Annotated in this window: 23 protein-coding genes; 15 read left to right on the top strand and 8 right to left on the bottom strand. The window is 66.2% G+C overall.

Annotated elements, in window-relative coordinates; translation table 11 throughout:
* The first annotated feature begins 32 nt into the window (after nt 1–32).
* Nucleotides 33–3,185 carry a bifunctional proline dehydrogenase/L-glutamate gamma-semialdehyde dehydrogenase PutA gene (gene putA, locus ACHFFA_RS07735; protein ID WP_394270266.1) on the top strand — a complete coding sequence of 1,051 codons (3,153 nt, stop codon included), beginning with the start codon at nt 33–35 and terminating at the stop codon, nt 3,183–3,185.
* On the opposite strand, the gene ACHFFA_RS07730 is transcribed toward putA, so the two are convergent.
* Nucleotides 3,182–4,321 (bottom strand): AI-2E family transporter, encoded by a 1,140-nt coding sequence (locus ACHFFA_RS07730; RefSeq protein WP_394270265.1) that lies wholly within the window; start codon nt 4,319–4,321, stop codon nt 3,182–3,184. The two genes, putA and ACHFFA_RS07730, sit on opposite strands and share 4 nt — an antisense overlap.
* The gene (gene gyrB, locus ACHFFA_RS07725; RefSeq protein WP_394270264.1) at nt 4,314–6,851 is read right to left on the bottom strand and encodes a DNA topoisomerase (ATP-hydrolyzing) subunit B; all 2,538 of its coding nucleotides are present in this window, start codon (nt 6,849–6,851) and stop codon (nt 4,314–4,316) included. Before gyrB ends, ACHFFA_RS07730 begins: the two co-directional genes overlap by 8 nt.
* Nucleotides 6,852–6,983: 132 nt before the next feature.
* Between gyrB and ACHFFA_RS07720 the strand changes: the two genes are divergently transcribed.
* The 6 genes from ACHFFA_RS07720 (at nt 6,984) to nth (ending at nt 12,503) form a co-directional block, all read left to right on the top strand.
* Nucleotides 6,984–8,372 carry an L-serine ammonia-lyase gene (locus ACHFFA_RS07720; protein ID WP_394270306.1) on the top strand — a complete coding sequence of 463 codons (1,389 nt, stop codon included), beginning with the start codon at nt 6,984–6,986 and terminating at the stop codon, nt 8,370–8,372.
* 86 nt (nt 8,373–8,458) lie between these two features.
* Nucleotides 8,459–8,857, top strand: coding sequence for a hypothetical protein (locus ACHFFA_RS07715; protein ID WP_394270263.1), 399 nt, complete (start codon nt 8,459–8,461; stop codon nt 8,855–8,857).
* Nucleotides 8,854–9,822 carry a cation diffusion facilitator family transporter gene (locus ACHFFA_RS07710; RefSeq protein ID WP_394270262.1) on the top strand — a complete coding sequence of 323 codons (969 nt, stop codon included), beginning with the start codon at nt 8,854–8,856 and terminating at the stop codon, nt 9,820–9,822. The genes ACHFFA_RS07715 and ACHFFA_RS07710 overlap by 4 nt, the downstream gene beginning before the upstream one ends.
* Nucleotides 9,823–9,982: 160 nt before the next feature.
* Nucleotides 9,983–11,554, top strand: coding sequence for a glutamine-hydrolyzing GMP synthase (gene guaA / locus ACHFFA_RS07705; protein WP_394270261.1), 1,572 nt, complete (start codon nt 9,983–9,985; stop codon nt 11,552–11,554).
* Nucleotides 11,551–11,772: a hypothetical protein gene (locus ACHFFA_RS07700; protein ID WP_394270260.1), complete on the top strand. Its 222-nt coding sequence runs from the start codon at nt 11,551–11,553 to the stop codon at nt 11,770–11,772. Before guaA ends, ACHFFA_RS07700 begins: the two co-directional genes overlap by 4 nt.
* A gap of 128 nt (nt 11,773–11,900) precedes the next feature.
* Nucleotides 11,901–12,503, top strand: coding sequence for an endonuclease III domain-containing protein (gene nth / locus ACHFFA_RS07695; protein ID WP_394270259.1), 603 nt, complete (start codon nt 11,901–11,903; stop codon nt 12,501–12,503).
* Here nth and ACHFFA_RS07690 read toward each other — a convergent pair.
* The 3 genes from ACHFFA_RS07690 to ACHFFA_RS07680 all read right to left on the bottom strand — a co-directional run bounded on the left by ACHFFA_RS07690 (nt 12,500) and on the right by ACHFFA_RS07680 (nt 14,695).
* Entirely contained in the window at nt 12,500–12,910 is a 411-nt protein-coding gene (locus ACHFFA_RS07690; RefSeq protein WP_394270258.1) for a hypothetical protein, read from the bottom strand. The genes nth and ACHFFA_RS07690 overlap by 4 nt on opposite strands.
* A gap of 61 nt (nt 12,911–12,971) precedes the next feature.
* Nucleotides 12,972–14,396 (bottom strand): metalloprotease TldD, encoded by a 1,425-nt coding sequence (gene tldD / locus ACHFFA_RS07685; RefSeq protein WP_394270257.1) that lies wholly within the window; start codon nt 14,394–14,396, stop codon nt 12,972–12,974.
* 38 nt (nt 14,397–14,434) lie between these two features.
* Complete coding sequence (locus ACHFFA_RS07680) at nt 14,435–14,695, bottom strand: zinc-finger domain-containing protein (protein ID WP_394270256.1); 261 nt, start codon at nt 14,693–14,695, stop codon at nt 14,435–14,437.
* 83 nt (nt 14,696–14,778) lie between these two features.
* Here ACHFFA_RS07680 and ACHFFA_RS07675 point away from each other — a divergent pair, with 83 nt between their 5' ends.
* Complete coding sequence (locus ACHFFA_RS07675) at nt 14,779–15,717, top strand: ABC transporter ATP-binding protein (protein WP_394270255.1); 939 nt, start codon at nt 14,779–14,781, stop codon at nt 15,715–15,717.
* Between the two features lie 27 nt (nt 15,718–15,744).
* On the opposite strand, the gene ACHFFA_RS07670 is transcribed toward ACHFFA_RS07675, so the two are convergent.
* Nucleotides 15,745–15,933 carry a hypothetical protein gene (locus tag ACHFFA_RS07670; protein WP_394270254.1) on the bottom strand — a complete coding sequence of 63 codons (189 nt, stop codon included), beginning with the start codon at nt 15,931–15,933 and terminating at the stop codon, nt 15,745–15,747.
* Between the two features lie 124 nt (nt 15,934–16,057).
* Here ACHFFA_RS07670 and nadB point away from each other — a divergent pair, with 124 nt between their 5' ends.
* The gene (nadB, locus tag ACHFFA_RS07665) at nt 16,058–17,656 is read left to right on the top strand and encodes an L-aspartate oxidase (protein ID WP_394270253.1); all 1,599 of its coding nucleotides are present in this window, start codon (nt 16,058–16,060) and stop codon (nt 17,654–17,656) included.
* Between the two features lie 8 nt (nt 17,657–17,664).
* Here nadB and pyk read toward each other — a convergent pair whose 3' ends face one another.
* Nucleotides 17,665–19,134 carry a pyruvate kinase gene (gene pyk, locus ACHFFA_RS07660; protein WP_394270252.1) on the bottom strand — a complete coding sequence of 490 codons (1,470 nt, stop codon included), beginning with the start codon at nt 19,132–19,134 and terminating at the stop codon, nt 17,665–17,667.
* 53 nt (nt 19,135–19,187) lie between these two features.
* Between pyk and ACHFFA_RS07655 the strand changes: the two genes are divergently transcribed.
* From ACHFFA_RS07655 to ACHFFA_RS07640, 4 genes are all read left to right on the top strand, one after another.
* Complete coding sequence (locus ACHFFA_RS07655) at nt 19,188–19,502, top strand: DUF1244 domain-containing protein (RefSeq protein WP_394270251.1); 315 nt, start codon at nt 19,188–19,190, stop codon at nt 19,500–19,502.
* An 81-nt stretch (nt 19,503–19,583) separates the two neighbouring features.
* Entirely contained in the window at nt 19,584–19,820 is a 237-nt protein-coding gene (locus ACHFFA_RS07650) for a DUF2312 domain-containing protein (RefSeq protein ID WP_394270250.1), read from the top strand.
* A 76-nt stretch (nt 19,821–19,896) separates the two neighbouring features.
* Entirely contained in the window at nt 19,897–20,769 is an 873-nt protein-coding gene (locus ACHFFA_RS07645; protein ID WP_394270249.1) for an SDR family oxidoreductase, read from the top strand.
* 52 nt (nt 20,770–20,821) lie between these two features.
* The gene (locus tag ACHFFA_RS07640) at nt 20,822–21,190 is read left to right on the top strand and encodes a YbjQ family protein (RefSeq protein ID WP_394270248.1); all 369 of its coding nucleotides are present in this window, start codon (nt 20,822–20,824) and stop codon (nt 21,188–21,190) included.
* On the opposite strand, the gene ACHFFA_RS07635 is transcribed toward ACHFFA_RS07640, so the two are convergent.
* The gene (locus tag ACHFFA_RS07635) at nt 21,159–21,947 is read right to left on the bottom strand and encodes a type II CAAX prenyl endopeptidase Rce1 family protein (RefSeq protein ID WP_394270247.1); all 789 of its coding nucleotides are present in this window, start codon (nt 21,945–21,947) and stop codon (nt 21,159–21,161) included. The two genes, ACHFFA_RS07640 and ACHFFA_RS07635, sit on opposite strands and share 32 nt — an antisense overlap.
* A 53-nt stretch (nt 21,948–22,000) precedes the next feature.
* Here ACHFFA_RS07635 and ACHFFA_RS07630 point away from each other — a divergent pair, with 53 nt between their 5' ends.
* Both ACHFFA_RS07630 and ACHFFA_RS07625 read left to right on the top strand, forming a co-directional pair.
* Nucleotides 22,001–22,744, top strand: a complete 744-nt coding sequence (locus tag ACHFFA_RS07630) for a YebC/PmpR family DNA-binding transcriptional regulator (protein ID WP_394270305.1) — start codon at nt 22,001–22,003, stop codon at nt 22,742–22,744.
* Nucleotides 22,744–23,094, top strand: a complete 351-nt coding sequence (locus ACHFFA_RS07625) for a DUF3147 family protein (RefSeq protein ID WP_394270246.1) — start codon at nt 22,744–22,746, stop codon at nt 23,092–23,094. Before ACHFFA_RS07630 ends, ACHFFA_RS07625 begins: the two co-directional genes overlap by 1 nt.
* Nucleotides 23,095–23,096: the final 2 nt, after the last annotated feature.

Raw genomic sequence — 23,096 nt, 5'->3', positions numbered from 1 at the left:
ATGGGGCGCATCCCCACCCTGCAGGACAATTCATGGCCCTCCTCGATCCCGCCGACGTCACGCCGATTTCGCGCGAGGACTTGCGCCTCGCCTACCGCGCCGAGGAAAACGCCTGCGTCGCCCGGCGGCTGGAACAGGCCGAACTCGATGCTGCGACGCACGGGCAGGCGGCGGCGCTGGCCGTCCGGCTGATCGAAGGTGCGCGCGCCCGCAAGGCAAGCGGGATCGACGCCTTTCTCCAGCAATACGGCCTCGGTACCGAGGAAGGGATCGCGCTGATGTGTCTTGCCGAGGCGCTGCTGCGGGTGCCCGATACGGCGACCGCCGATGCCCTCATCCGCGACAAGATCGGGGATATCGACTGGGCCGAACACCTTGGGAAGGGTTCGACCACCTTCGTCAACGCCGCGACCTTTTCGCTGATGCTGACCGGCGAGGTGCTGGAGCGGCCGGCCGAAACCCAGCGCGGGCTCGGAACGACCCTCAAACGTGCGGTCAACCGGCTCGGCGAACCGGTCATCCGCAAGGCGACCTTGCAGGCGATGCGGATTTTGGGCGGGCAGTTCGTCTATGGCCGCACGATCGAGGAATCGCTGAAGCGCGCCGCCCCGGAACGCGCGCGCGGCCTTACCCATAGCTTCGACATGCTGGGCGAGGGGGCAATGACCTATGCCGATGCCGAACGCTACCGGGAAAGCTATACCGCCGCGATCCGGCGGCTGGCGGCGGAGGCCACCGGTACGGTGGAGGGATCGCCCGGCCTGTCGATCAAGCTTTCCGCGCTTCATCCCAAGTATCATTTCCTTCACGCCAAACAGGCGGTTGCGGACCTGTTCCCGGTCGTTCGCGATCTTGCCGCCACCGCGCGCGATGCCAATATCCATTTCACCATCGATGCCGAGGAGGCCGAACGGCTCGAAATATCGCTCGACCTGATCGAGGCGCTGGTCAGCGACGACAGCCTGTTCATTTGCCCCGACGGCGGCCGCTGGGAGGGCTTCGGCCTCGCCATTCAGGCCTATCAGAAGCGCGCGGTGCCGCTGTGCGACTGGGTCGTGCGGCTTGCCCGCAAGCATGACCGCCGCCTTTTCGTCCGGCTGGTCAAGGGCGCGTACTGGGATACCGAGATCAAGCTCTCGCAGGTCGGCGGGCTCAACGACTTTCCCGTCTTCACCCGCAAGCTTGCCACCGATGTGAGCTATCTCGCCAGCGCACGCCGCCTGCTGGGGGCGCCGGATGCGATCTATCCCGCCTTTGCGACCCACAACGCCTATACCATCGGCGCCATCAAGGCGATGGCGGCGAACGAGCCGGGCGAGCCTCGCCGGTTCGAGTTTCAGCGCCTCCACGGCATGGGCGAGGACGTTTACGACGCCTTGGCCAAGCTGGAAGGCAACGACCGTACGACGGTGCGGATCTATGCGCCGACCGGTACGCACAAGGATCTGCTCGCCTATCTGGTGCGGCGCCTGCTGGAAAACGGCGCCAACAGCTCCTTCGTCAACCGCATGGCCGATGCCGGCGTGCCTGCGCATGAACTCGCGGGCGATCCGGTCGCCGAACTGCGCGCGCTGACGCCCTATCGCAACCCTGCAATCCCGCTTCCCCGGAATATCTTTCCCGGCCGCGCAAACAGTGCGGGGGTCGATCTGTCGGACCCGCTGGTGCGCGAGCCCTTGCTGAAAGAGATCGCAAATCTTTCGGACCGGCAATGGCGAGCGGAGCCGACGTTCCCCGGCCCGGCCTCGGGCGAACTTGCGCCGATCACCAAGCCTCATGATCTTGCCGCCGAAGTCGGCATTCGCCGCGATGCCCTGCCAGGCGAGGTCGAGGACGCAATCGGCCGCGCAATTGCCATCCAGCCGGGCTGGAATGCGCTTGGCGGACAGAAGCGCGCGCTCCTGCTTGAAGCGGCGGCGGACCTGTTCGAGCAGCATACCGCCGAATTCCTGTCCCTGTGCCAGCGCGAGGCCGGCAAGACCCTCGTCGATGCGGTGCTGGAACTGCGCGAAGCCGTCGATTTCCTGCGCTATTACGCGGGCGAGGCGCGGCGGCTGTTCTCCGCCCCGATCCCGCTTCCGGGTCCGACGGGCGAGGAGAACCGCCTGACGCTCAACGGGCGCGGGGTGTTCGCCTGCATATCGCCATGGAATTTCCCGCTGGCGATTTTCATCGGCCCGCCCGCGGCCGCACTGGCAGCGGGCAATACCGTGATCGCCAAGCCGGCCGAGCAGACCCCGCTCATCGCTGCGCTCGCGGTGCGGCTTTGTCACGAAGCCGGAATCCCGCCCGAGGTATTGCAGCTGATACCCGGCGCCGGCGACGTGGGCGAGATGATCACCTCCGACCCGCGCATCGCCGGGGTCGCGTTTACGGGATCGACCCAGACCGCGCAGGCGATCAATCGCAGCCTTGCCGCGCGCGAGGGACCGATCGCCACCTTCATCGCCGAGACCGGCGGGCAGAATGCGATGATCGTCGATTCGACCGCGCTGCCCGAACAGGTGACCCGCGACGTCGTCTCCAGCGCATTCCAGAGCGCGGGCCAGCGCTGTTCGGCGCTGCGCGTCCTCTACCTGCAGGACGATGTCTATGACGAGATGCTGCGGATGATCCGCGGTGCGTTCGAAGCGCTCGAAGTGGGCAATCCGGAATCCCTGTCGACCGACGTGGGCCCGGTGATCGACCAGGATGCGCAGGCCGCGCTCGAACGGCACGTCGCCCGGCGCGAGAAGGGCGGGGCAAACGTGTGGCGCCGCGAACTTGGCGACGATGCCGCCGCGGGCTGTTTCGTCACCCCGACGATCATCGAGATCAGCTCGGTCGCCGATCTCAAGCGCGAGAATTTCGGCCCCATCCTTCACGTCGCCCGCTTTGCCGGCAGTGAACTGGGCCGGGTTATCGACGAGATCAACGCGACGGGCTTCGGCCTGACGCTCGGACTGCACAGCCGCAACGACGACACCCGGGCTTTCGTCGAGGCCCGGGCAAAGGTCGGCAACTTCTACGTCAACCGCAACCAGATCGGCGCGGTGGTGGAAAGCCAGCCGTTCGGCGGCGAGGGCCTCTCGGGCACTGGCCCGAAGGCCGGCGGACCCCATTACGTTCTGCGTTTTGCGACGGAACGGCTGGTGTGCATCGACACGACCGCAGCCGGGGGCAACGCAACCTTGCTGGCGAGCTAGCCGCCGGCCGGCCCGGCGGCCGGCCCTGCGGCCGGCGTTGCATGCGCGTGCGGGCCAATCGTCCGCTGTTCGTCGAGGATATGCCAGGCGGCAAGGAACAACCCGGCAACGAGCGGGCCGACAATGATGCCCGAAAGGCCCATGAGCGCGATCCCGCCAAGCGTCGTCACGAGGACCAGCCAGTCCGGAATGCCGGTATCGCGGCCAACCAGCAACGGACGCAGCAGGTTGTCGACCAGGCCGATCAGCGCGACGCCCGAGACGATCACCAGCACGCCCTCCCACACCGCGCCCGTTGCGAGCAGGTACAGCGCCGCCGGTATCCACACGATCGCCGGCCCGACCGCGGGCAGGAACGAGGCGATTGCCATGACCACGCCCAGCAGCATCACCGAGGGCATGCCGACGATCCAGAAGGTCAGGGCCCCGAGCAGTCCCTGAACGATGCCCACGACGACCGAGCCCTTGATGGTCGCCCGGACGATGGCGAGGAAGTGGGTGGCCATGTGATCGGCGATCGCGCGTTCGAACGGCAATGATCTGAGGACATGCCCCCCGATTGCGCGCCCGTCCCGCAACAGGAAGAAGATCACGTAAAGCGAGACCGCGAAGCTGAGCGCGAAGCCGAAGACGCTGCTACCGATCGCCACCGCCTGCTGGGCGATCAGGCCGACACTGTCCTGCAGGAGGATCTGGGCCCGCCGCTGAACATTGGCAAAGTCGCCCCAGCCCTGTGCCGCGAGCAGCGTCTGGACCCGTGTCGGCAGGGCGCCGAACAGCTGACGGAACCAGTCGGCCAGATCGATCCGGCCCTGCTGGAAGGCCAGCACCAGCCGGCTCGCTTCCTCGACCACCTGTGTCCCGATCAGGAACGAGGGCAGGACCACCAGCAGAAAGATCGCCAGCAGCGTGGCGAAGGCCGCCTCGCTGTCATGGCCCGGCCGCCGGTCGGCGAACCACCGGAACAGGGGCTGAAACATGATTGCCCCCAAGGCCGCCCACAGGACTGGCTGGAGGAACGGCAGGATGACAATCAGAAATCCGATCGTGATGAGCGCCAGGAACAGCAGGAACCCGCCCTGTTCGAGGGCGGCACCCCGGCGGCGCGGCACCGGCGCCCGCCAGTCGTCAGACATCGAGGTTGGCTACGTTCAGCGCATTGCTCTGAATGAACTCCCGCCGCGGTTCGACGATGTCGCCCATCAGGCGGGTGAAGATCTCGTCCGTGACATCGGCATCTTCAACCTTGACCTGCAACAGCGCCCGGTTGTCGGGATCGAGCGTCGTTTCCCACAACTGGTCGGCGTTCATTTCGCCCAGGCCCTTGTAACGCTGGATCTTCTGCCCCTTGCGTCCGGCGGCCATCACCGCGTCCAGCAGCTGGGTGGGCAGGGTGATCGCGCCGTCCGGACCGGCGGCGGCGGTTTCGCTTTCGTTCTCGCCGTCCTCTCCCGCATCCTCGTCGTCCGCATGTTCCGGGCGGGCGCCGGCGTCCTTCACGAAGCGCACCGGTGCGGCATAAAGGGCCGCATGTTCGCCGGCGAGACGATGCAGCTTGCGGGCCTCGGCGCTATCGAGAAAGGCGGGGTCGATCTCGTGCACGTCGGTAACTCCGCGCCACAGGCGCCGGAACCGGACGAGACCGTCATCGCCGATATCCGCCGACCAGCGCGCCTCGCTATCGCCCATCTGCAGATGGGCCGCAGCGCGGGTCAGGCCAGCCATGCGGTCACCCTCGGGATCGAAGGCGCCGGCCAGCGCCATCGCCTCGATCAAGGCGCCATTGTACTTGCGCGGCACGAAGGCGAGCAGGTTGCGCATCCGCAAACCGTGATCGACCAGTTGCGCCGTGCCCGCAGTAGGCAAGGTACCTTCCGCCGTTTCGAGCCGATGACCCGAAAGCCCCTGATCGACCAGATAGCGATCGTATGCCGCCTGGTCCTTCAGGTAGACCTCGCTCTTGCCGCGGCTCACCTTGTACAGCGGCGGCTGGGCTATGAACAGGTGCCCGGCCTTGACGATCTCGGGCATCTGGCGGTGGAAGAAGGTCAGCAGCAGCGTGCGGATATGCGCGCCGTCGACGTCGGCGTCGGTCATGATCACGACCTTGTGATAACGCAGCTTGTCGAGGTTGAATTCATCCCGCAACCCGGTTCCCATCGCCTGGATAAGGGTGCCGACTTCCTTCGAGCTGATGATGCGGTCGAACCGGGCGCGCTCGACGTTGAGGATCTTGCCCTTCAGGGGCAGGATCGCCTGGGTCTTGCGATCGCGCCCTTGCTTGGCACTGCCGCCGGCGCTGTCACCCTCGACCAGGAAGAGCTCGCAATTCTCCGGATTGCGATCCTGGCAATCGGCGAGCTTCCCGGGCAGGGAGGCGACGCTCATCGCGCCCTTGCGGCTCATCTCGCGGGCCCGGCGGGCAGCTTCGCGCGCGGCGGCGGCGTCGATCACCTTCTGAATGATCGCGCGGGCTTCGTTGGGGTTCTCCTCGAGCCACTCGGTCATCTTCTCGCCCATCAGCGATTCGAGCGGCTGGCGGACTTCGGAACTGACCAGCTTGTCCTTGGTCTGCGACGAGAACTTGGGATCGGGCAGCTTGACCGAGACGATCGCCGTCAGCCCCTCGCGCATGTCCTCGCCCGAAAGGCTGACCTTCTCCTTCTTCATCATGCCCGAAGAGGTGGCGTAGTTGTTGAGGGTGCGGGTCAGTGCGGCTCGAAAGGCGGCCAGATGCGTGCCGCCGTCACGCTGAGGGATGTTGTTGGTGAAGGTGAGGACGTTCTCGTAATAGCTGTCGTTCCATTCCAGCGCGACGTCGATGCCGATACCGTCCTTTTCCGCGCTGACCGAAATCGGTTCGGCGATGAGCGGCTGCTTGTTGCGATCGAGATACTTCACGAACGCCGCGATCCCGCCTTCGTAGAACAGATCGTGCTCGGCCACGTCCTCGTGGCGCTTGTCGCGCAGCAGGATGCGCACCCCTGAATTGAGGAAGGCGAGCTCGCGGTAACGATGCTCGAGCTTTTCGAAATCGAACTCGGTGACGTTCTTGAAGGTCTCCTCGCTCGCCTTGAAAGTGACGCGGGTGCCTTTCTTGAGGCCGCGTTCGTCCCCGTTCGATGCGACCGGCGGCGCGTTGCCCACGACCTTGAGCGGGCCGACCGCATCGCCATGCTCGAACCGCATCCAGTGTTCCTGGCCATCGCGCCAGACCGTCAGTTCCAGCCATTCCGACAGTGCGTTGACCACCGACACGCCCACACCGTGCAGCCCGCCCGATACCTTGTAGGCATTGTCGTCGCTGGTATTCTCGAACTTGCCGCCGGCATGGAGCTGGGTCATGATGACTTCGGCGGCAGAAACGCCCTCTTCCTTGTGCAGGTCGACCGGGATGCCGCGCCCGTTATCCTCTACCGAGACGCTGCCATCGGGGTTCAGCTCGATCAGGACGAGGTCGCAATGGCCGGCCAGCGCTTCGTCGATGGCATTGTCGCTGACCTCGAAAACCATGTGATGCAGGCCCGAGCCATCGTCGGTATCGCCGATATACATGCCCGGACGCTTGCGCACGGCATCAAGGCCCTTGAGGACCTTGATCGAATCCGCCCCGTAACCGTTGGTGTTGCGGGCGCTTTCGCCCGGCTTTTCGCTGCTCTCGTCCATGTTCAGTATATAGGCGCAAGGCAGACAAAAGCCAAAGTTTCGGCGCTCTGCTTACCCACAGCGATACCGGGGGTTCCGGTTGCAGGTGAAACCGGTTGATTAAGCAGCGCCTTGCGCGCATTCCCCTACGGCATGCTTTCGGTGCTCGACATCTTCCGGATCGGGATCGGTCCTTCCTCCTCGCACACGGTCGGACCTATGCGCATCGGGCGGCGGTTCGTCCGCGCGCTCGACAAGGCCGGACTGCTCGGGCGGACGGCGCGGGTCCATGTCGAGTTGCAGGGTTCGCTGGCCCTGACCGGCGTGGGTCACGGCTCGCTCGATGCGAGCATCCTCGGGCTGGCCGGCTTCCGCCCCGAGACGACCTTGCCGGACGAAGCCGCCGCGGCCCTTGCCGCGATCCGCGAAAGCGGGCGGCTGCGGCTTGGCGGCGGGGACCACGAGATCGGCTTTGTCGCCGCGCGCGACATCGCGCTGGCCGGGCATATCATGCCTGCGCTCCATCCCAACGGCATGCGAATCGCCGCTTTCGACGAGAGCGGCGCACCACTGATCGAGCGGACCTATTTCTCGACCGGCGGGGGGTTCGTCGCATCCGAGGCGCAGCTGCGTTCCCCGCCCAAGGACGACCGGATCGATACGGGCGTCGTCGTACCCCACGACTTCGGGTCTGGCGCGGAGCTTCTCGCCGCGTGCGAGCGTAGCGGGCTTTCCATCGCCGAGCTGGTGCTGGCCAACGAGGACAGTTTCCGCCCGCGGGAACGGACGCTCGACGGGCTCGACCGGATCGCCGCCGCAATGGACCAGTGCATCGACCGCGGACTGACCCAGCGCGGCATCCTTCCGGGCGGGCTCAAGGTCCATCGGCGCGCACCCGATCTGTGGGACAAGCTCGAAGCCAATCCCCAATCGAACGAGCGCGAGCAATTGTTCGACTGGCTCAACTGCTACGCCATGGCCGTTAACGAGGAGAATGCCGCCGGTGGCCGCGTGGTGACGGCCCCCACGAACGGCGCGGCGGGGGTCATCCCGGCGGTCATCCGCTTTTATTGCACGGGCGAAGGGGCAGGTCGGTGCGAGGACAAGCGCCGCATCTTTCTGCTGACGGCGGGCGCGATCGGGATGCTCTACAAGCAGCGGGCCAGCATTTCCGGCGCGGAAATGGGCTGCCAGGGCGAGGTCGGCGTCGCCTGCTCGATGGCGGCGGGCGGGCTGGCAGCCCTGTGGGGCGGCACACCCGAACAGATCGCCAGCGCCGCCGAAATCGGGATGGAGCACAATCTTGGCCTCACCTGCGACCCGGTCGGCGGACTGGTGCAGGTGCCGTGTATCGAGCGCAATGCGATCGGCGCGGTCAAGGCGGTCAACGCCGCCCGCCTTGCCATGCACCGGCAAGGCGCGGAAACCTTCGTCAGCCTCGACCAGGTGATCGAGACGATGCGCCAGACCGGGCTCGACATGTCGAGCAAGTACAAGGAAACCAGCCAGGGCGGCCTCGCGGTCAACGTGATTGAGTGCTAAGCTCAGAGTAAGGGCCGCCGGAAGAGCGGTCGCTTGCGCCGAGGGAGGCCGTCATTCGTCATTCGCGTATTGCAGCTGCCGCGCTGATGCTGGGCCTTCTGACGGGGTGTGCGCGCATTCCGGCTGACCCTGCCGAAACGCTCGACCGGGTGAAGGAACGCGGGACCATCCGGCTCGGTCATGTCAGCGGGGTAGAGCCCGATCAGGCCGCAGAGGCCACGCTGGCGCGCCTTTCGGCAAGGACCAGCGCAAAGGTCGTGCGCAGCAGCGGTTCGGGCGAAGACCTGCTCGAGCGGCTTGAAACCGATAATCTCGATCTTGTCTATGGCGAGTTCGCCGATGATTCGCCCTGGGCGCAACAGGTCTATTTCGGCACCCCGCCCGCGGGGCCGGACGACGTGCCGCCGTCCATGCGGGTGCCGCGCTTCGCCTTCCGCCCGGGCGAAAACGGCTGGATCACCGCGGTCGAGGAAGCGCAGCAATGAGCGGGATACCGCACGAACTCGAACAGGACTTGCGCCGCGCGCGACGGCTGGAGCTGTGGACGCTGGCCTGGATGGCAAGCATCGTCGCCGTGATGTATCTTGCCATGGGTGCCAGCAAGGCGATGCAGTCCGCCCTGATCGAGGACCTCTTGAGCTTGGTGCCCGCCGTCACTTGGCTGCTGGCCTTGCGGTTCGAGCGCAAGGACGCGACGGAAAAGTTCCCCTTCGGCTTCGTGCGGGTCAACAGCCTTGCCTTCCTGATCGCTGCGGTAGCCCTGACCATGGTCGGGGGATTTATCGCTTACGAGAGCATAACGACCCTGCTGATGCAGGAGCATCCGACCGTCCCTCCGGTCAAGCTGTTCGGACAGGACATCTGGCTCGGGTGGCTGATGATCGCCGCGCTCGCTTATTCGATCGTCCCCCCGGTGATCCTCGGCCATCTCAAGCAACCGGTGGCCAGACGCCTGCGCGACAAGGTGCTGCATACCGATGCGCTGATGCAGAAGGCCGATTGGCAAACGGGGCTTGCGGGCATCCTCGGGGTGCTCGGCATCGGGCTTGGCTATTGGTGGGCGGACAGCGTGGCGGCGGGCTTCATCGCGCTGTCGATCCTGAAAGACGGGATCAGCAACATGCGGACCGCTGCCGCCGAACTCCTCGATGGGGCGCCGCGGGCGCTCGAAGGACCCGAGATTTCGCCCGAGGCGCAGCGACTGGTGCAACGCCTGCAGAGCCTCTGGCCCGAAGGCGGCGTGCGCCTGCGGGAAAGCGGACGCTACGTCTTTGCCACCATCGAAGGGGTGCAGCAGCCAACCGAACTTCCGCCGGCGGCAGAGCTGATGGGCGACGATCCAGCGTGGCGGCTGGGGCGCCTCGACTTCGCCAGCGGTGTCGGGTCCGAAGATGGCGCAGGGTCGCGAGCGGGCGCTGAGGGTCGTAACGCCGATAGCCGCAAGAGGTGAAGGGGGGGCAGCGACCGTACCCCCGCTCGTTTGCCATATCGCCCGGTGGCGCGAGCGCGGGGGGGGTGAGTTCAGGTTTCCTTGCATCACGTGCAACTGACGGGCGGCCGCCCCCGTGCCGTCTGGACACCGCCGCGCCGCATCCTTAACCCCGCGGCCCATGACGTCCGCGCCCGACTCTCAGCCGCCCGAATCCATCCTCATCGTCGATTTCGGCAGCCAGGTGACCCAGCTCATCGCCCGGCGGGTGCGCGAGGCGGGGGTCTATTCCGAAATCGCCCCGTTCAGCCAGGCCGAGGCGGCGCTCGAGCGGATGCAGCCGCGCGGCATCATTCTTTCGGGCGGCCCGGCCAGCGTCAACGACGAAGGCGCGCCGCTGGCCCCGCTGGCGCTCTACGATGCCGGGGTGCCGATCCTGGGCATCTGTTATGGCCAGCAGGTCATGGCCCATCAGCTCGGCGGCACCGTCCTGTCGCACGACACCGGCGAGTTCGGCCGCGCCTTCATCGAGATCCAGCAGGATTGCGCCCTGTTCGACGGTCTGTGGCAGGTGGGCGAAAAGCATCAGGTATGGATGAGCCACGGCGACAAGGTCGACGCCCTCGCGCCCGGTTTCACCAGCGTCGCCACCAGCCCCGGCGCGCCCTTCGCGGTGGCCTGCGACGAGGAGCGGCGCCTTTATGGCATCCAGTTCCATCCCGAGGTCGTCCACACCCCCGATGGCGCGCGGCTGATCGCCAATTTCGCGCGCCATGTGTGCGGGCTTCCCGGCGACTGGACCATGGCCGAGTTCCGCGAAACCAAGATTGCCGAAATCCGCGCCCAGGTGGGGGACGGCAAGGTCATCTGCGGTCTTTCGGGCGGAGTCGATTCCGCGGTCGCGGCGGTGCTCATTCACGAGGCGATCGGCGATCAGTTGACCTGCGTCTTCGTCGATCACGGGTTGATGCGGCAGGGCGAGGCGGAGCAGGTCGTCTCGCTGTTCCGCGGACATTACAACATTCCGCTGGTCCACGTGAATGCCGAGGACAAGTTCCTGGCAGGCCTCGCTGGCGAGACCGATCCCGAAAGGAAGCGCAAGTTCATCGGCGGGGCGTTCATCGACCTGTTCGAGGAAGAGGCGCGCGCCATCGGCGGGGCCGATTTCCTGGCCCAAGGGACGCTTTATCCCGACGTCATCGAAAGCGTCAGCTTCACCGGCGGGCCGAGCGTCACGATCAAGAGCCACCATAATGTCGGCGGCCTGCCCGAGCGGATGAACATGAAGCTGGTCGAACCCTTGCGCGAGCTGTTCAAGGACGAGGTGCGCGAACTGGGACGCGAACTTGGCCTGCCCGACAGCTTCGTCGGCCGCCACCCCTTCCCCGGCCCCGGCCTCGCCATCCGCATCCCGGGCGAGGTGACGAAGGAACGCTGCGACATCCTGCGCAAGGCCGATGCGATCTATCTCGAGGAAATCCGCAATGCCGGGCTCTACGATGCGATCTGGCAGGCTTTCGCGGTGCTGCTGCCCGTCAAGACCGTCGGCGTGATGGGGGACGGGCGCACTTACGACAACGTCTGCGCACTGCGCGCCGTCACCAGCACCGACGGAATGACCGCCGACGTCTATCCCTTCGCCAGCGAGTTCCTGAGCCGCGTCTCGACCCGCATCATCAACGAGGTCAAGGGTATCAACCGGGTGGTCTACGACTACACCAGCAAGCCGCCGGGTACGATCGAGTGGGAGTGATCCGTCCCCCCGCCGCGCTGTGCGTGCCCGTGGCGATGCCGCCCAAGCTGTGCGCCATCGACGATGAACTGAAGGCGATCTACCACGGCGAGGACAGCGTCTGCGTGTGGGTCTTCGCCACCCGTGATGAACGCAATGCCTTCGTCGATGCGACCGCCGGGATGAACAAGGCTGCGCGCGAGGCCTTCTTCGATGCGCACTGCGCGGGGCGCGACTGACGGGCCCCGCCCCCGCCCCCGCCGGCGATCCTCGCCGTCATATCCTGCAACGCCTGCAGGATGCGCTGGTCCAGCGCTTCGGCCACCGACGGCGCGGGGCCGATGGACGCCGAACGCCGGAATGGAGCATGGTGCAGGGGCTGATCGGCTCGCGCATGCAATCCGAACAATCGAGCGCGGTGGCCGACGGGGTGCTGGCGCGGCTGGGCTCGTGGGACGCGCTCGCAAGGATGCCGGTGGACCGGATCGCACACGAGCTGAAGGGTGTCCGCTTCCCCAACCAGAGCGCCAAGCGGGTGCACAATGTGCTGGGCGCGATCGTCGCGCGGAAAGGCAAGGTGGATCTGACCCATCTCGAGCGCTGCGATACGCCTACCGCGATCGCCTGGCTCGAAAGCCTGCCAGGGGTCGGCCGCAAGATCGCGGCACAAGTGGTCAACACCAGCACGCTGGACCGCGCGGCGCTGGTGCTCGATACGCACCACCTGCGCATCCTGGCACGGCTCGGCTTGATCGGCCCAAAGGATTCGACCGCCAAAGCCTATGACGGGATCATGCCGTTGCTGCCGCCGTCATGGGACGCAGCGACGATCGACGAGCATCACCAATTGATGAAAGCGCTTGGCCGGGCAATCTGTCGACCGGCCAAGCCCCTGTGTCCCGAATGCCCGGCCCTCTCGCTATGCCCCACCGGGCAGGCGCGGACCGGGCCGGAAGAAACGCGGACCTAGCCCGCGTCTTCGGGCCGGCGGTAGGGCACGAATTCGTCCAGCATGATCACGCCGCTGAAGAAGTTGCCGAAGCGGCTCTGGGTCGTGACCTGATCGCTGCGGCACAGGCGGCTGGTGCTGAACTTGCGGATGACCAGATAGTCGCTGTCGTCGATCGCCTCGGGCATCCGGGTGTAGTTGACCCACACGGTATCGCCGCTGCGATAGACGAGCGCGGTGCCGTCGATCTGGGTCAGCGGGGTCGAACCGAAAGTGTTGATGCAATCGCGCGGTTCGCCCGCGACGCGCCCTTCGAGCAGTTTCGCAAGGCGCTCCTCGCCTTTGGTCATGGCCGGCTCTGCCTCCTGCGCCTGGGCGATCGGGGCCAGCGACATGGCGGCGGCGGCAAGAACAAGCGATCTGATCATGAGCGTTCTCCTCGATTCGGCTACTATACTTACCCGCGCTGAACGGCGGCTGAGTGCAGATTCACGCCGTTCCGCCGACCGTCAGCCCTTCGACCAGCAAGGTCGGCTGGCCGACGCCGGCCGGCAGGCTTTGCCCGGCCTTGCCGCAAACGCCCACGCCTTCGTCCAGGGCCATATCGTTGCCGATGCCGGTGACCCGGGTAAGTACGCTCGGCCCGTCGCCGATCAGCGTTGCACCCTTGATCGGGGCGACGATCCGCCCGTTCTCGACCTTGTAGGCCTCGGTACAGGCGAAAACGAATTTGCCGCTGACGATATCGACCTGCCCGCCGCCGAAACTGGTGGCGTAGATCCCGTCCTTGAGGCGAGCCATCAGTTCCGCCGGATCATCCGTGCCGGCTTTCATGAAGGTATTGGTCATGCGCGGCATCGGGGCGTGGCTGTACCCCTGGCGGCGGCCGTTGCCGGTCGGCTCGACCCCCATCAGCCGGGCGTTGAGGCGATCCTGCATGTAGCCCTTGAGGATGCCGTCCTCGATCAGCACGGTTTCGCGCGTCGGCGTGCCCTCGTCGTCGATGGTGAGCGATCCGCGCCGTTCCGCGATGCTGCCGTCGTCGATCACCGTGACGCCGGGCGCGGCAACCCGCTGCCCCAGCCGGCCGGCGAAGGCGCTGGTCCCCTTGCGGTTGAAATCGCCCTCAAGCCCGTGGCCGACCGCCTCGTGCAGCAGCACGCCGGGCCAGCCGGGGCCGAGAAGGACGGTATGCTCGCCTGCCGGGGCGGCCACACTCTCGAGATTGACCAGCGCCTGGCGCACGGCCTCGTCGACGGCGCGCAGCCAGCTGCCTTCGTCGAACAGGCGGCCGTAAAGATAGCGACCGCCAAGCCCGAAGCTGCCGGTCTCGCGTCGGCCCTTCTGCTCGGCGACGATGCCGACGTTGAGCCGCACCAGCGGGCGGATATCGCGTGCGACATGGCCATCCGGGCGTACGATCTCGACGACGCTCCAGCTGGCGGCGAGGCATGCTGAAACCTGCGCCACCCGCGGATCGCGCGCCCGGGCAACCGCATCGATCTTCTCCAGCAAGGCGACCTTTTGCGCGAAAGGCACCAGATCGAGCGGGGAGGCATCGGTATAAAGGTGGCGGTTCGTACGCTCGGGCGGAGGGGCGGGGGCGGTTCCGGCCGGGTCGAGCAGGCGCAAGGTCTCGCCGGCGCGCGAAATGGCCGCCGCGCTGATCTCGCTCGCATGGGCAAAGCCGGTCGTCTCGCCCGAGACGCCGCGGAGGCCAAAGCCGGCATCGCGGTTGTAGTCGGCGGTCTTCAGACGGCCGTCATCGAAGGCGAAGGCTTCGCTGGCAGTGAACTGGAGGTAGAGCTCGCCATCGTCGCACCGCGCTAGCAGCCGGCGGGTCAGCGCCTGCGCCTCTTCCGGGCTGAGGGACGAGGAATAGAGCAGGGCGTGGGGATCGGCGGTCGCGGTCATCGACGCCGATATAGGTGTTCCTGTGCCGCCTGACGAGCCTAGCGGTGGCCGGGGTCGCTACCTTCGGAGATATCGGGCAACATCGCATGATCCGCCCCGTCCGCCGGCCCGCCTTCGAGCACGAAGCGGCGATCGCAATAACCGCAATCGACATACCCGTGCTCGTCGATCTGCAGATAGATACGCGGATGGCCGAGGGCCGCGGCGCGATAGAGCCGGCCGCTGCGAATGTCGGTCGCCCCGTCGCACCAGACGCGGGGGGTGGTGACTTTCGAGATTTCGGGCGGGGGCAGGCTCATGCGCCGGAGCGATAATGTTCCCCGCGCTCTGGCGCAAGGGATTGCGCCTTGTCCGCGGCAGGGGCGCGGCCTAGGTGCGAGGCATGACCACGCCACCCGCCATCCGGATCGACAATCTGGTCAAGGAATATGCCCCGCCCGGCCCGGGCGAGCCGGCCAAGCGGGCGCTGAAAGGCGTGAGCTTCGATGTTCCGCAGGGCGGGGTCTTCGGCCTTCTCGGCCCCAACGGCGCCGGCAAGTCGACGCTGATCAATATTCTCGCCGGGCTCGTCCGCAAGACCAGCGGTTCCGCGGAAATCTGGGGCTTCGATACCGAGCGCAATCCCCGCAACGCCAAGCGCGCCATCGGGATCGTGCCGCAGGAAATCGTCTTCGACCCCTTCTTCACCCCCTACGAGGTGCTGGAGAACCAGGCCGGCTTCTATGGCATCGCGCGCAAGGACCGGCGCAGCGAGGAACTGCTCGCCGCGGTCCATCTGTCGGACAAGCGCGACGCCTATGCCCGGACGCTGTCAGGCGGGATGAAGCGGCGCCTGCTGATCGCAAAGGCGATGGTCCATTCGCCGCCGATCCTCGTGCTCGACGAGCCGACGGCAGGCGTCGATGTCGAATTGCGGCGGCAGCTGTGGGAACTGGTCGGCCAGCTCAACGCCGAAGGGGTGACGGTGGTGCTGACGACCCATTACCTCGAGGAGGCAGAGCAGCTGTGCGACCGGATCGCGATCATCAACCACGGCGAACTCATCACCGACAAGCCGACCCGCGAGCTGATCGGCATGGCGCGCGAGAAGATCGTTTCGGTCACGGTGGACAAGGATCTTGCCGGGCCGTTCCTCGAGGAAGCCTTCCTTAAGGTCGAGGTCGTGGAGCCGCGCAGGATCGACATCACCTACGATCGCGACGCGGCAAGCGCGGGGCAGGTGCTGGCACTCGTCCAGAGTCACGGCTATTCGATCGAGGATGTCACCACCCGCGAGGCCGATCTGGAGGATGTCTTCGTCCAGTTGACCGGGGCGGGCTGACTCGCCCCGACGTCTTGGGAAGAGGTATCAGCCGAAGCTGCGCGGACCGAGCCCGGCATCGCGCACTTCGAGCTTCTGCCATACATTGGGCAGGATTTCCTCGAGTGGTGCGGCGCAGACCCGGCATTTTCCGGCATGAATGCTGTGGGCGTGACGCACCTTGCCCATGTCGACCTGATGGCGCCCGAACGCGCAACCGATAAGACCCATTTTCATCTGTCAGTGACTCCCGTCGTCCGCCCCACAAGGCTAGCTAACAGATCATAAGAAAGTCTTAAGCATAATTTCGGCCAAGTGTGGGATACTTGCCGCATTCCGACAGGGAAGGCATGAGCACGCCATGACCGAACCCTTCGCGCAGCCTCCGCACGACGTTCTCATCATCGGTTCCGGCGCCGCCGGCCTCACCGCGGCGCTGGCGCTGGCGCAGACGAAACGCGTACTGGTGCTGGCCAAGGGCACGCTCGACAGCGGATCGACCGCGTGGGCGCAGGGGGGCATCGCGGCGGTACTCGATGCCGGCGACACCTTCGAGGATCACATCCGCGATACCATGATCGCCGGGGCCGGGCTGAACGATGCGCAGACGGTTGAGTTCGTGATCGAACGCGCCCCGGCGGCGATCGACCGGCTGGCCGAACTCGGAGTGCCCTTCAACCGCGAACAGGGCGATCTTCACCTCACCAGGGAAGGCGGGCATTCGCATCGCCGCATCGTCCATGTCGACGATGCCACCGGCTGGGCGGTGCAGGCTGCCTTGCTCAAGGCGGCCGAGGCGACGCCGAACATCACCCTCCTGGCCGGGCAAAGCTGCATCGACCTCATCACCGCGCGCAACCAGGCGTCCTATTCCGGCTCGGGCCGGGTGTGGGGAGCCTATGCGCTCGACGAGGCGAGCGGCACCGTGCACGCGCATGTCGCCCGCGCGACGATCCTCGCCACGGGCGGGGCGGGCCGGGTCTATCTGTTCTCTACGAGCCCGCGCGGGGCCACCGGCGACGGCATCGCGATGGCGTGGCGGGCCGGCGCGCGGGTCTCGAACATGGAGATGATGCAGTTCCACCCGACCTGCCTCTACAATCTCGAGGTCAAGAACTTCCTCATCACAGAGGCGGTGCGCGGCGAGGGCGGGCACCTGATCAATCCCGTGACTGGCGAGCGGTACATGGCCCAGTACGATCCGGAACGGATGGAACTGGCCCCCCGCGATATCGTGGCCCGCGCCAATGACGATCAGATCAAGCGCCACGGGCTCGATTATGTCCATCTCGACATCAGTCACCAGCCGGCCGATTTCGTGACCACTCACTTCCCGACGATCCACGAGAAGCTGCTGGGGCTGGGCATCGACATGACGAGGGAGCCGATCCCGGTCGTCCCGGCCCAGCATTACACCTGCGGCGGGGTGAAGATCGGGCTCGACGCGCGAACCGACCTTCCGGGGCTGTGGGCGGCGGGCGAATGCACCGAAAGCGGGCTGCATGGCGCCAACCGGCTGGCCTCCAATTCCCTGCTCGAATGCTTCGTCTTCGGCGAGGCGGCGGCGAAGGATATCCTCGCCTGCTGGGACCGGCTCGACGATCCCCCGTCAATCCTGCCGTGGGACGAGAGCCGCGTGACCAATTCCGACGAGGAGGTGGTGATCAAGCAGAACTGGACCGAAATCCGCCGGTTCATGTGGAACTACGTCGGGATCGTGCGCACCACCAAGCGGCTCGAGCGTGCGGCCCATCGCATTCGCCTGCTGCGGGAGGAAGTGGCTGATTACTACGGCCACTTCCGCGTGACGACCGATCTGGTCGAGTTGCGCAATCTCATCGAATGTGCGGACCTCATCGTGCAAAGCGCACTGAAGAGGAAGGAAAGCCGCGGGCTGCACTTCACGCTGGACTACCCGCAGACCGATCCAGTCCCCAGCGATACGGTGCTGGTGCCCTAGGCTGGACGCTACCCCTCGTGCCGTTCCAGTTCATCGCCGCTGATGGTGACGACGTGGAGCAGGTTGGTCGACCCCGGTGTGCCGAAGGGCACGCCGGCCAGCGCGATGACCTTGCTGCCGGCCTGTCCGAAGCCGTAACGCAGCGCCATCCGCTTGCCCTTGGCGATCATCTCTTCGAAACTGCCGATATCCTTCGTGGCGACCGCCTGGGCACCCCATAGCAGGGCGAGGCGGCGGGCGGTCTTCTTTTCGGGCGTCAGAACCATCACCGGCACGCTCGGCCGTTCGCGAGCGACCCGGCGTGCGGTCGACCCGCTGCCGGTAAAGACGATGATGGCCGAAATCCGCACGGTGTCGGCAATGGTCATGCAGGCGTGGCTCAGCGCATCGGCGGTGGTTTTCTCGGGCGGCGTATCGAGAAACCGGACGCGCGAGAGGTAGGTTTCGTCCTGTTCGACCTGCACCCCGATGCGGTGCATGATCGTCACCGCTTCCTCGGGCCACTGGCCGGCCGCAGTCTCGGCCGAAAGCATGACCGCGTCCGCGCCATCGTACACCGCATTGGCGACGTCGGACACCTCTGCGCGCGTCGGCGCCGGGCTTTCGATCATCGATTCCAGCATCTGGGTCGCCACGATCACCGGCTTGCCCGCCGTGCGGGCCTTGGCGACGATCTGCTTTTGCAGCGGCGGCACGTCCTGCGGTTCCAGTTCGACGCCGAGATCGCCGCGGGCGACCATGATCCCGTCCGACAGCTCGATGATCTCGTCGAGCCGGCGGACCGCCATCGGTTTCTCGATCTTGGCGCACAGCGCGCCGTGCCCGCCCATCAGGCGCCGCGCCTCGGCGATGTCCTCGGGCCGCTGGACGAAGGAAAGCGCAACCCAGTCGGCCCCCTGGGCCACCGCGAAGGCGAGATCGCGGCGATCCTTGTCGGTCAACGCGGGGATCGGAATTTCTGCATCGGGCACGTTGACGCCCTTGCGATCCGAAATCACCCCGCCGACCTCGGCCGAGCAGAGTATCTCGTCGGCATCGGCGCGTAGCACCTTCAGGCGGATCTTGCCGTCGTTGATCAGCAGCCGCTGACCCTTCTCCATCAGGCCGAACAGTTCGGGATGTGGCAGGCAGACCCGGTTTTCGTCACCCGGTGCGGGGTTGCGATCGAGCGTGAAGTGACCCGAATGGCGGATCACCGCCTGACCTTCGCGAAAGGTGCCGACCCGCAGCTTGGGCCCCTGAAGGTCGGCCAGCACCGCGATCGGGCGGGCATAGCGACGCTCGAGCTCGCGGATCGCCGTGATCGTGGCGGCGTGATCGGCGTGCTCGCCATGGCTCATGTTGACGCGGAAGGCATCGACCCCGGCGCGGAACAGCCGGTCGAGCATTTCGGGCGAGCGGCTAGCCGGACCGACGGTGGCGAGGATCTTGACCTTGCGGCCACGCGGGTCGAGCGAAAGGGTGGACGGGTGCGCCATAAGGCGGCACGCTATGGCAGCGATTGCCGACAATTCAATTGCGAAGGACCGTGATGACGATGAATGCTGCCGATCAACTCGACGCGCTCGACGACCGGGTGGCGGCGGCGGCCTTCCGCCGGCTGGTGCGCCATCTGCAGCATCGCCACGATGCCCAGAACATCGATCTGATGGGGCTGGCCGGGTTCTGCCGTAATTGCCTTGCCGACTGGATCGTGGAAGCCGGATACCCGGGCGACAAGGCGGCCGCCCGCACGCTTGTCCACGGGATGGCGCCCGAGGAATGGAAGGCGACCCGCCAGGCCCCCGCGACCGACGAGCAGGTGGCGCGAATGGAACAGAGCCTGGCGAAAAACGCACAGCTTTGAACCGCAGCCGGTTCACGAAGCCTTGCGGCCCGGCTATCGGCGGCGCTCGCGATTCACGAACACCTGGGAGACCCCTTCAAGATGGCCGATGCCACCGACGACCGCCTGCGCCTGCTGATCGAACGGATCGAGCGCCTCGAGGAAGAAAAGAAGGGCATCGCCGACGATATCCGCGACGTTTATGCCGAATCCAAGGCGACCGGCTACGACACCAAGATCATGCGCCAGATCATTCGCCTGCGGAAGATGAAGCCGGACGAGCGCAGCGAGCAGGAAACCATCCTCGATACCTACAAGGCCGCGCTCGGGATGGGTTGAGCCGGCCCTGCGGCAAGGCCAGGAACACGAAGCGTCACAAGGACTTGATGGGATAAACGCCAACAAGGATGACGCCATGACCGCTAGTAAGACCGACGCCGCCTTTATCGAGGAAACCGCGGAAGAGCCGCGGATGCCGGGCCATGAGACCGAGCTCGACCGCAAGCCCAAGTGGCAGCCGCGCTATCCCGGCTCGGGCCGGCTCGAGGGCAAGGTCGCCATCGTCACCGGAGGCGACAGCGGCATCGGCCGGGCGACTGCCGTCCTGTTCGCGCGCGAAGGGGCGAAGGTGGCGATCGCCTATCTCGAGGAGAGCGACGACGGCAAAATCACCGCCGATGCGATCGAGAAGGAAGGCAGCGAGGCGCTGACCTTCGAGGGCGATCTCGGCGACAAGGACACGTGTGACAGGCTGGTCAAGCAGGTCGTCGACAAGTGGGGGCGGCTCGACATCCTCATCAACAACGCGGGCGAACAGCACCCCGACGAAGGCATTACCGACATCACGCAGCAGCAATTGCAGCGCACTTTCCAGACCAACATTTTCTCGATGTTCTATCTTGTCCAGGCGGCGCGCCCGCATCTCAAGAGCGGTGCGGCAATCGTCAATTGCACCAGCGTGACGATGTACAAGGGTTCGGCCAAGCTGCTCGATTACAGCGCCACCAAGGGCGCAATCACGGCCTTCACCCGCTCGCTGTCCGAAAACCTGATCAAGGACGGCATCCGCGTCAACGCGGTGGCCCCGGGGCCGATCTGGACCCCGCTCAACCCCTTCGGCGGCCAGAAGCCGGAAGACCTCGAGGACTTCGGTAAGGATACGCCGATCGGCCGCCCGGGCGAACCCAACGAGGTCGCGCCGGCCTTCCTGTTCCTTGCCTGCGAGGACGGTTCGTACATGTCGGGCCAGGTGCTTCATCCCAATGGCGGAATGATCGTCAACGGTTGACCGGCGAGCGTGTGTTGTCTAGGCAACACACGCAAGCAAGCTGGAGGCAGGCATGGCCGGACCGTGGAAGGACGCGCGCGGCGTCATCGTGACCACCACCCATACGATCGAAGGGCGTCCGATCGCCGAATATCTCGGCATCGTCACCGGCGAGGTCATCGTGGGGGCGAACCTGTTTCGCGACCTGTTCGCCAATATCCGCGATATCGTCGGCGGCCGGTCGGGAAGTTACGAACGCATCCTGGCCGACGCCCGCCAGCAGGCGATCGAGGAACTGCAGGCCGAAGCCGCCAGCCGCGGAGGTGACGCCGTCGTCGCGGTGGACCTCGACTACGAGGTCATCGGCGACAAGGGTTCGATGCTGATGGTATCGGCCAGCGGCACCGCTGTCAGGCTGTCGAGCCTACCTGCAACCCGATAAGGACGATGGCGACGAAGGTCGCATTGTGGAGCATGTGCAGCAGGATGCTCGCCCACAATCCGTGGGCGACCCGCGCATAGCCGAAGATCGATCCGGCCACGAATTGCGGCAGCACGAAGGGCAGCACCGTCAGCATCCCCGCATCGGGAAAATTGAACACGTGGACGAAGGCGAAAATCACCGTGCTCAGCCAGAAGGCCAGGGGGAAGATGCGGGCGAACCAGCCCATCGGCGGCCGCCCGCGCCAGCGCCATGCCCCGGCCGCGGCGATGGCGGCAAGAAAGGCGGCGACGACCGCGACCGCGACCGGGCCCGGCAGGCTGCCCCCGCCCTGTGCGGCAAGGATCTGATAGGCCGCGAAGCCGACGAAGGCGGGCCCCAGCACCGCCCCCGCGATCAGCACCGGGATGAGAAAGAGGTGCCCCGGTCGGCCTGACAGCCAGCTGCGGAACAGCACTTCCTCCACGATCGGCGCCGCGATCACGATCACGGCGACAAGCCCCGCCCCGAAGGCCATCTGGCCGACGCTGTTTTGCGGGACCGCCGTGCCCTGGGCCATCGCCGCGATCGCAAGGGTGAGCAGGATCACCATGAACGCCAGATCGAGCAGGTACAGTTGCAGCACTTCGCGCAGTGCCGGCCCCGAAAACCCGGTCGGCTCCGCCGGCAGGCGGGGGCGCTTCAGGAAGGCGAAATAGCCCCGCCATCCACGCCCCGGACGCCGGGCGCGGGCAAGACTTGTCGTGTCACTGTACATGCGGCTAATGCGTGCCCCCACCAACCCACCATATCGGCATCGAAGCGAACACCATGGCAGGCCATTCCAAGTTCAAGAATATCATGCACCGCAAGGGCGCGCAGGACAAGAAGCGCTCCAACCTGTTTTCCAAGCTCAGCCGGGAAATCACCGTGGCCGCGAAGATGGGCGCGCCCGATCCCGACATGAACCCGCGCCTGCGCCTCGCCATCAACAGTGCCAAGGCGCAGTCGATGCCGAAGGACAACATCCAGCGCGCGATCGACAAGGCGAGCGGCGGGGATGAAGAAAGCTACGAGGAAGTCCGCTACGAAGGCTATGGCCCGGGCGGCGTGGCCCTGATCGTCGAGGCGCTGACCGACAACCGCAACCGCACCGCCACCAATATCCGCACCGCCTTCAGCAAGAACGGCGGCAACCTCGGCACCGAGGGATCGGTCGCCCACGGGTTCGAACGGCTCGGCCTCATCGAATACCCCGCCGCGGCGGGCGACGAGGAAACCGTGCTCGAAGCGGCGATGGAAGCGGGCGCGCAGGATATCGAAAGCAGCGAGGAAGGGCACGCGATCTGGACCGCGGCCGAGGACCTTCACCAGGTGGCGGGCGATCTCGAACAGCGGCTGGGCGAACCCGAAGGGGTCAAGCTGGCATGGAAGCCGACGGTTACGGTCGCAATGGACGAAGGTGCCGCTGGAACCCTGCTCAAGCTGGTCGACACGCTGGACGATGACGACGACGTGCAGACGGTGTGGGGGAATTACGAGATACCGGACGACGTCCTCGAACGGCTTGGCTGATGTGGGGGTTCGCCGCCAAGGCGGTGCTGGCCGGGTTGATGATCGCGGCCATCGCCGAGGTCGGCCGGCGGTTGCCCGCGGCCGGCGCGCTGATCGCCTCGCTGCCGCTGGTCTCGATACTGGGCATGATCTTCCTGTGGCACGTGCGCCCGGATGCCCAGAACATGGCGCTGCATGCCGAGGCGACGTTTTGGTACGTGCTGCCCAGCCTGCCGATGTTTCTCCTCATCCCGTGGCTGCTGCGTCACGGAGCCGGCTTCTGGCTGTCGCTGGCGGCGGGCTGCGTGCTGACGATTGCGCTGTATCTGCTGATGATGTTTGTCGGACCGCGGCTTGGCCTGAGGCTGTGACG

The organism is Qipengyuania sp., from assembly GCF_043423005.1.
In the GTDB taxonomy this organism is placed as follows: domain Bacteria; phylum Pseudomonadota; class Alphaproteobacteria; order Sphingomonadales; family Sphingomonadaceae; genus Qipengyuania.
This window is presented reverse-complemented; position numbering and strand designations above follow the sequence as displayed.

Bases quoted from the DNA above. Each gene is read 5' to 3' on its own strand.
- putA (WP_394270266.1), top strand. From the start codon at position 33: ATGGCCCTCCTCGATCCCGCCGACGTCACGCCGATTTCGCGCGAGGAC.
- ACHFFA_RS07730 (WP_394270265.1), bottom strand. From the start codon at position 4,321: ATGTCTGACGACTGGCGGGCGCCGGTGCCGCGCCGCCGGGGTGCCGCC.
- gyrB (WP_394270264.1), bottom strand. From the start codon at position 6,851: ATGGACGAGAGCAGCGAAAAGCCGGGCGAAAGCGCCCGCAACACCAAC.
- ACHFFA_RS07720 (WP_394270306.1), top strand. From the start codon at position 6,984: ATGCTTTCGGTGCTCGACATCTTCCGGATCGGGATCGGTCCTTCCTCC.
- ACHFFA_RS07715 (WP_394270263.1), top strand. From the start codon at position 8,459: ATGCTGGGCCTTCTGACGGGGTGTGCGCGCATTCCGGCTGACCCTGCC.
- ACHFFA_RS07710 (WP_394270262.1), top strand. From the start codon at position 8,854: ATGAGCGGGATACCGCACGAACTCGAACAGGACTTGCGCCGCGCGCGA.
- guaA (WP_394270261.1), top strand. From the start codon at position 9,983: ATGACGTCCGCGCCCGACTCTCAGCCGCCCGAATCCATCCTCATCGTC.
- nth (WP_394270259.1), top strand. From the start codon at position 11,901: ATGGTGCAGGGGCTGATCGGCTCGCGCATGCAATCCGAACAATCGAGC.
- ACHFFA_RS07690 (WP_394270258.1), bottom strand. From the start codon at position 12,910: ATGATCAGATCGCTTGTTCTTGCCGCCGCCGCCATGTCGCTGGCCCCG.
- tldD (WP_394270257.1), bottom strand. From the start codon at position 14,396: ATGACCGCGACCGCCGATCCCCACGCCCTGCTCTATTCCTCGTCCCTC.
- ACHFFA_RS07680 (WP_394270256.1), bottom strand. From the start codon at position 14,695: ATGAGCCTGCCCCCGCCCGAAATCTCGAAAGTCACCACCCCCCGCGTC.
- ACHFFA_RS07675 (WP_394270255.1), top strand. From the start codon at position 14,779: ATGACCACGCCACCCGCCATCCGGATCGACAATCTGGTCAAGGAATAT.
- ACHFFA_RS07670 (WP_394270254.1), bottom strand. From the start codon at position 15,933: ATGAAAATGGGTCTTATCGGTTGCGCGTTCGGGCGCCATCAGGTCGAC.
- nadB (WP_394270253.1), top strand. From the start codon at position 16,058: ATGACCGAACCCTTCGCGCAGCCTCCGCACGACGTTCTCATCATCGGT.
- pyk (WP_394270252.1), bottom strand. From the start codon at position 19,134: ATGGCGCACCCGTCCACCCTTTCGCTCGACCCGCGTGGCCGCAAGGTC.
- ACHFFA_RS07655 (WP_394270251.1), top strand. From the start codon at position 19,188: ATGACGATGAATGCTGCCGATCAACTCGACGCGCTCGACGACCGGGTG.
- ACHFFA_RS07650 (WP_394270250.1), top strand. From the start codon at position 19,584: ATGGCCGATGCCACCGACGACCGCCTGCGCCTGCTGATCGAACGGATC.
- ACHFFA_RS07645 (WP_394270249.1), top strand. From the start codon at position 19,897: ATGACCGCTAGTAAGACCGACGCCGCCTTTATCGAGGAAACCGCGGAA.
- ACHFFA_RS07640 (WP_394270248.1), top strand. From the start codon at position 20,822: ATGGCCGGACCGTGGAAGGACGCGCGCGGCGTCATCGTGACCACCACC.
- ACHFFA_RS07635 (WP_394270247.1), bottom strand. From the start codon at position 21,947: ATGTACAGTGACACGACAAGTCTTGCCCGCGCCCGGCGTCCGGGGCGT.
- ACHFFA_RS07630 (WP_394270305.1), top strand. From the start codon at position 22,001: ATGGCAGGCCATTCCAAGTTCAAGAATATCATGCACCGCAAGGGCGCG.
- ACHFFA_RS07625 (WP_394270246.1), top strand. From the start codon at position 22,744: ATGTGGGGGTTCGCCGCCAAGGCGGTGCTGGCCGGGTTGATGATCGCG.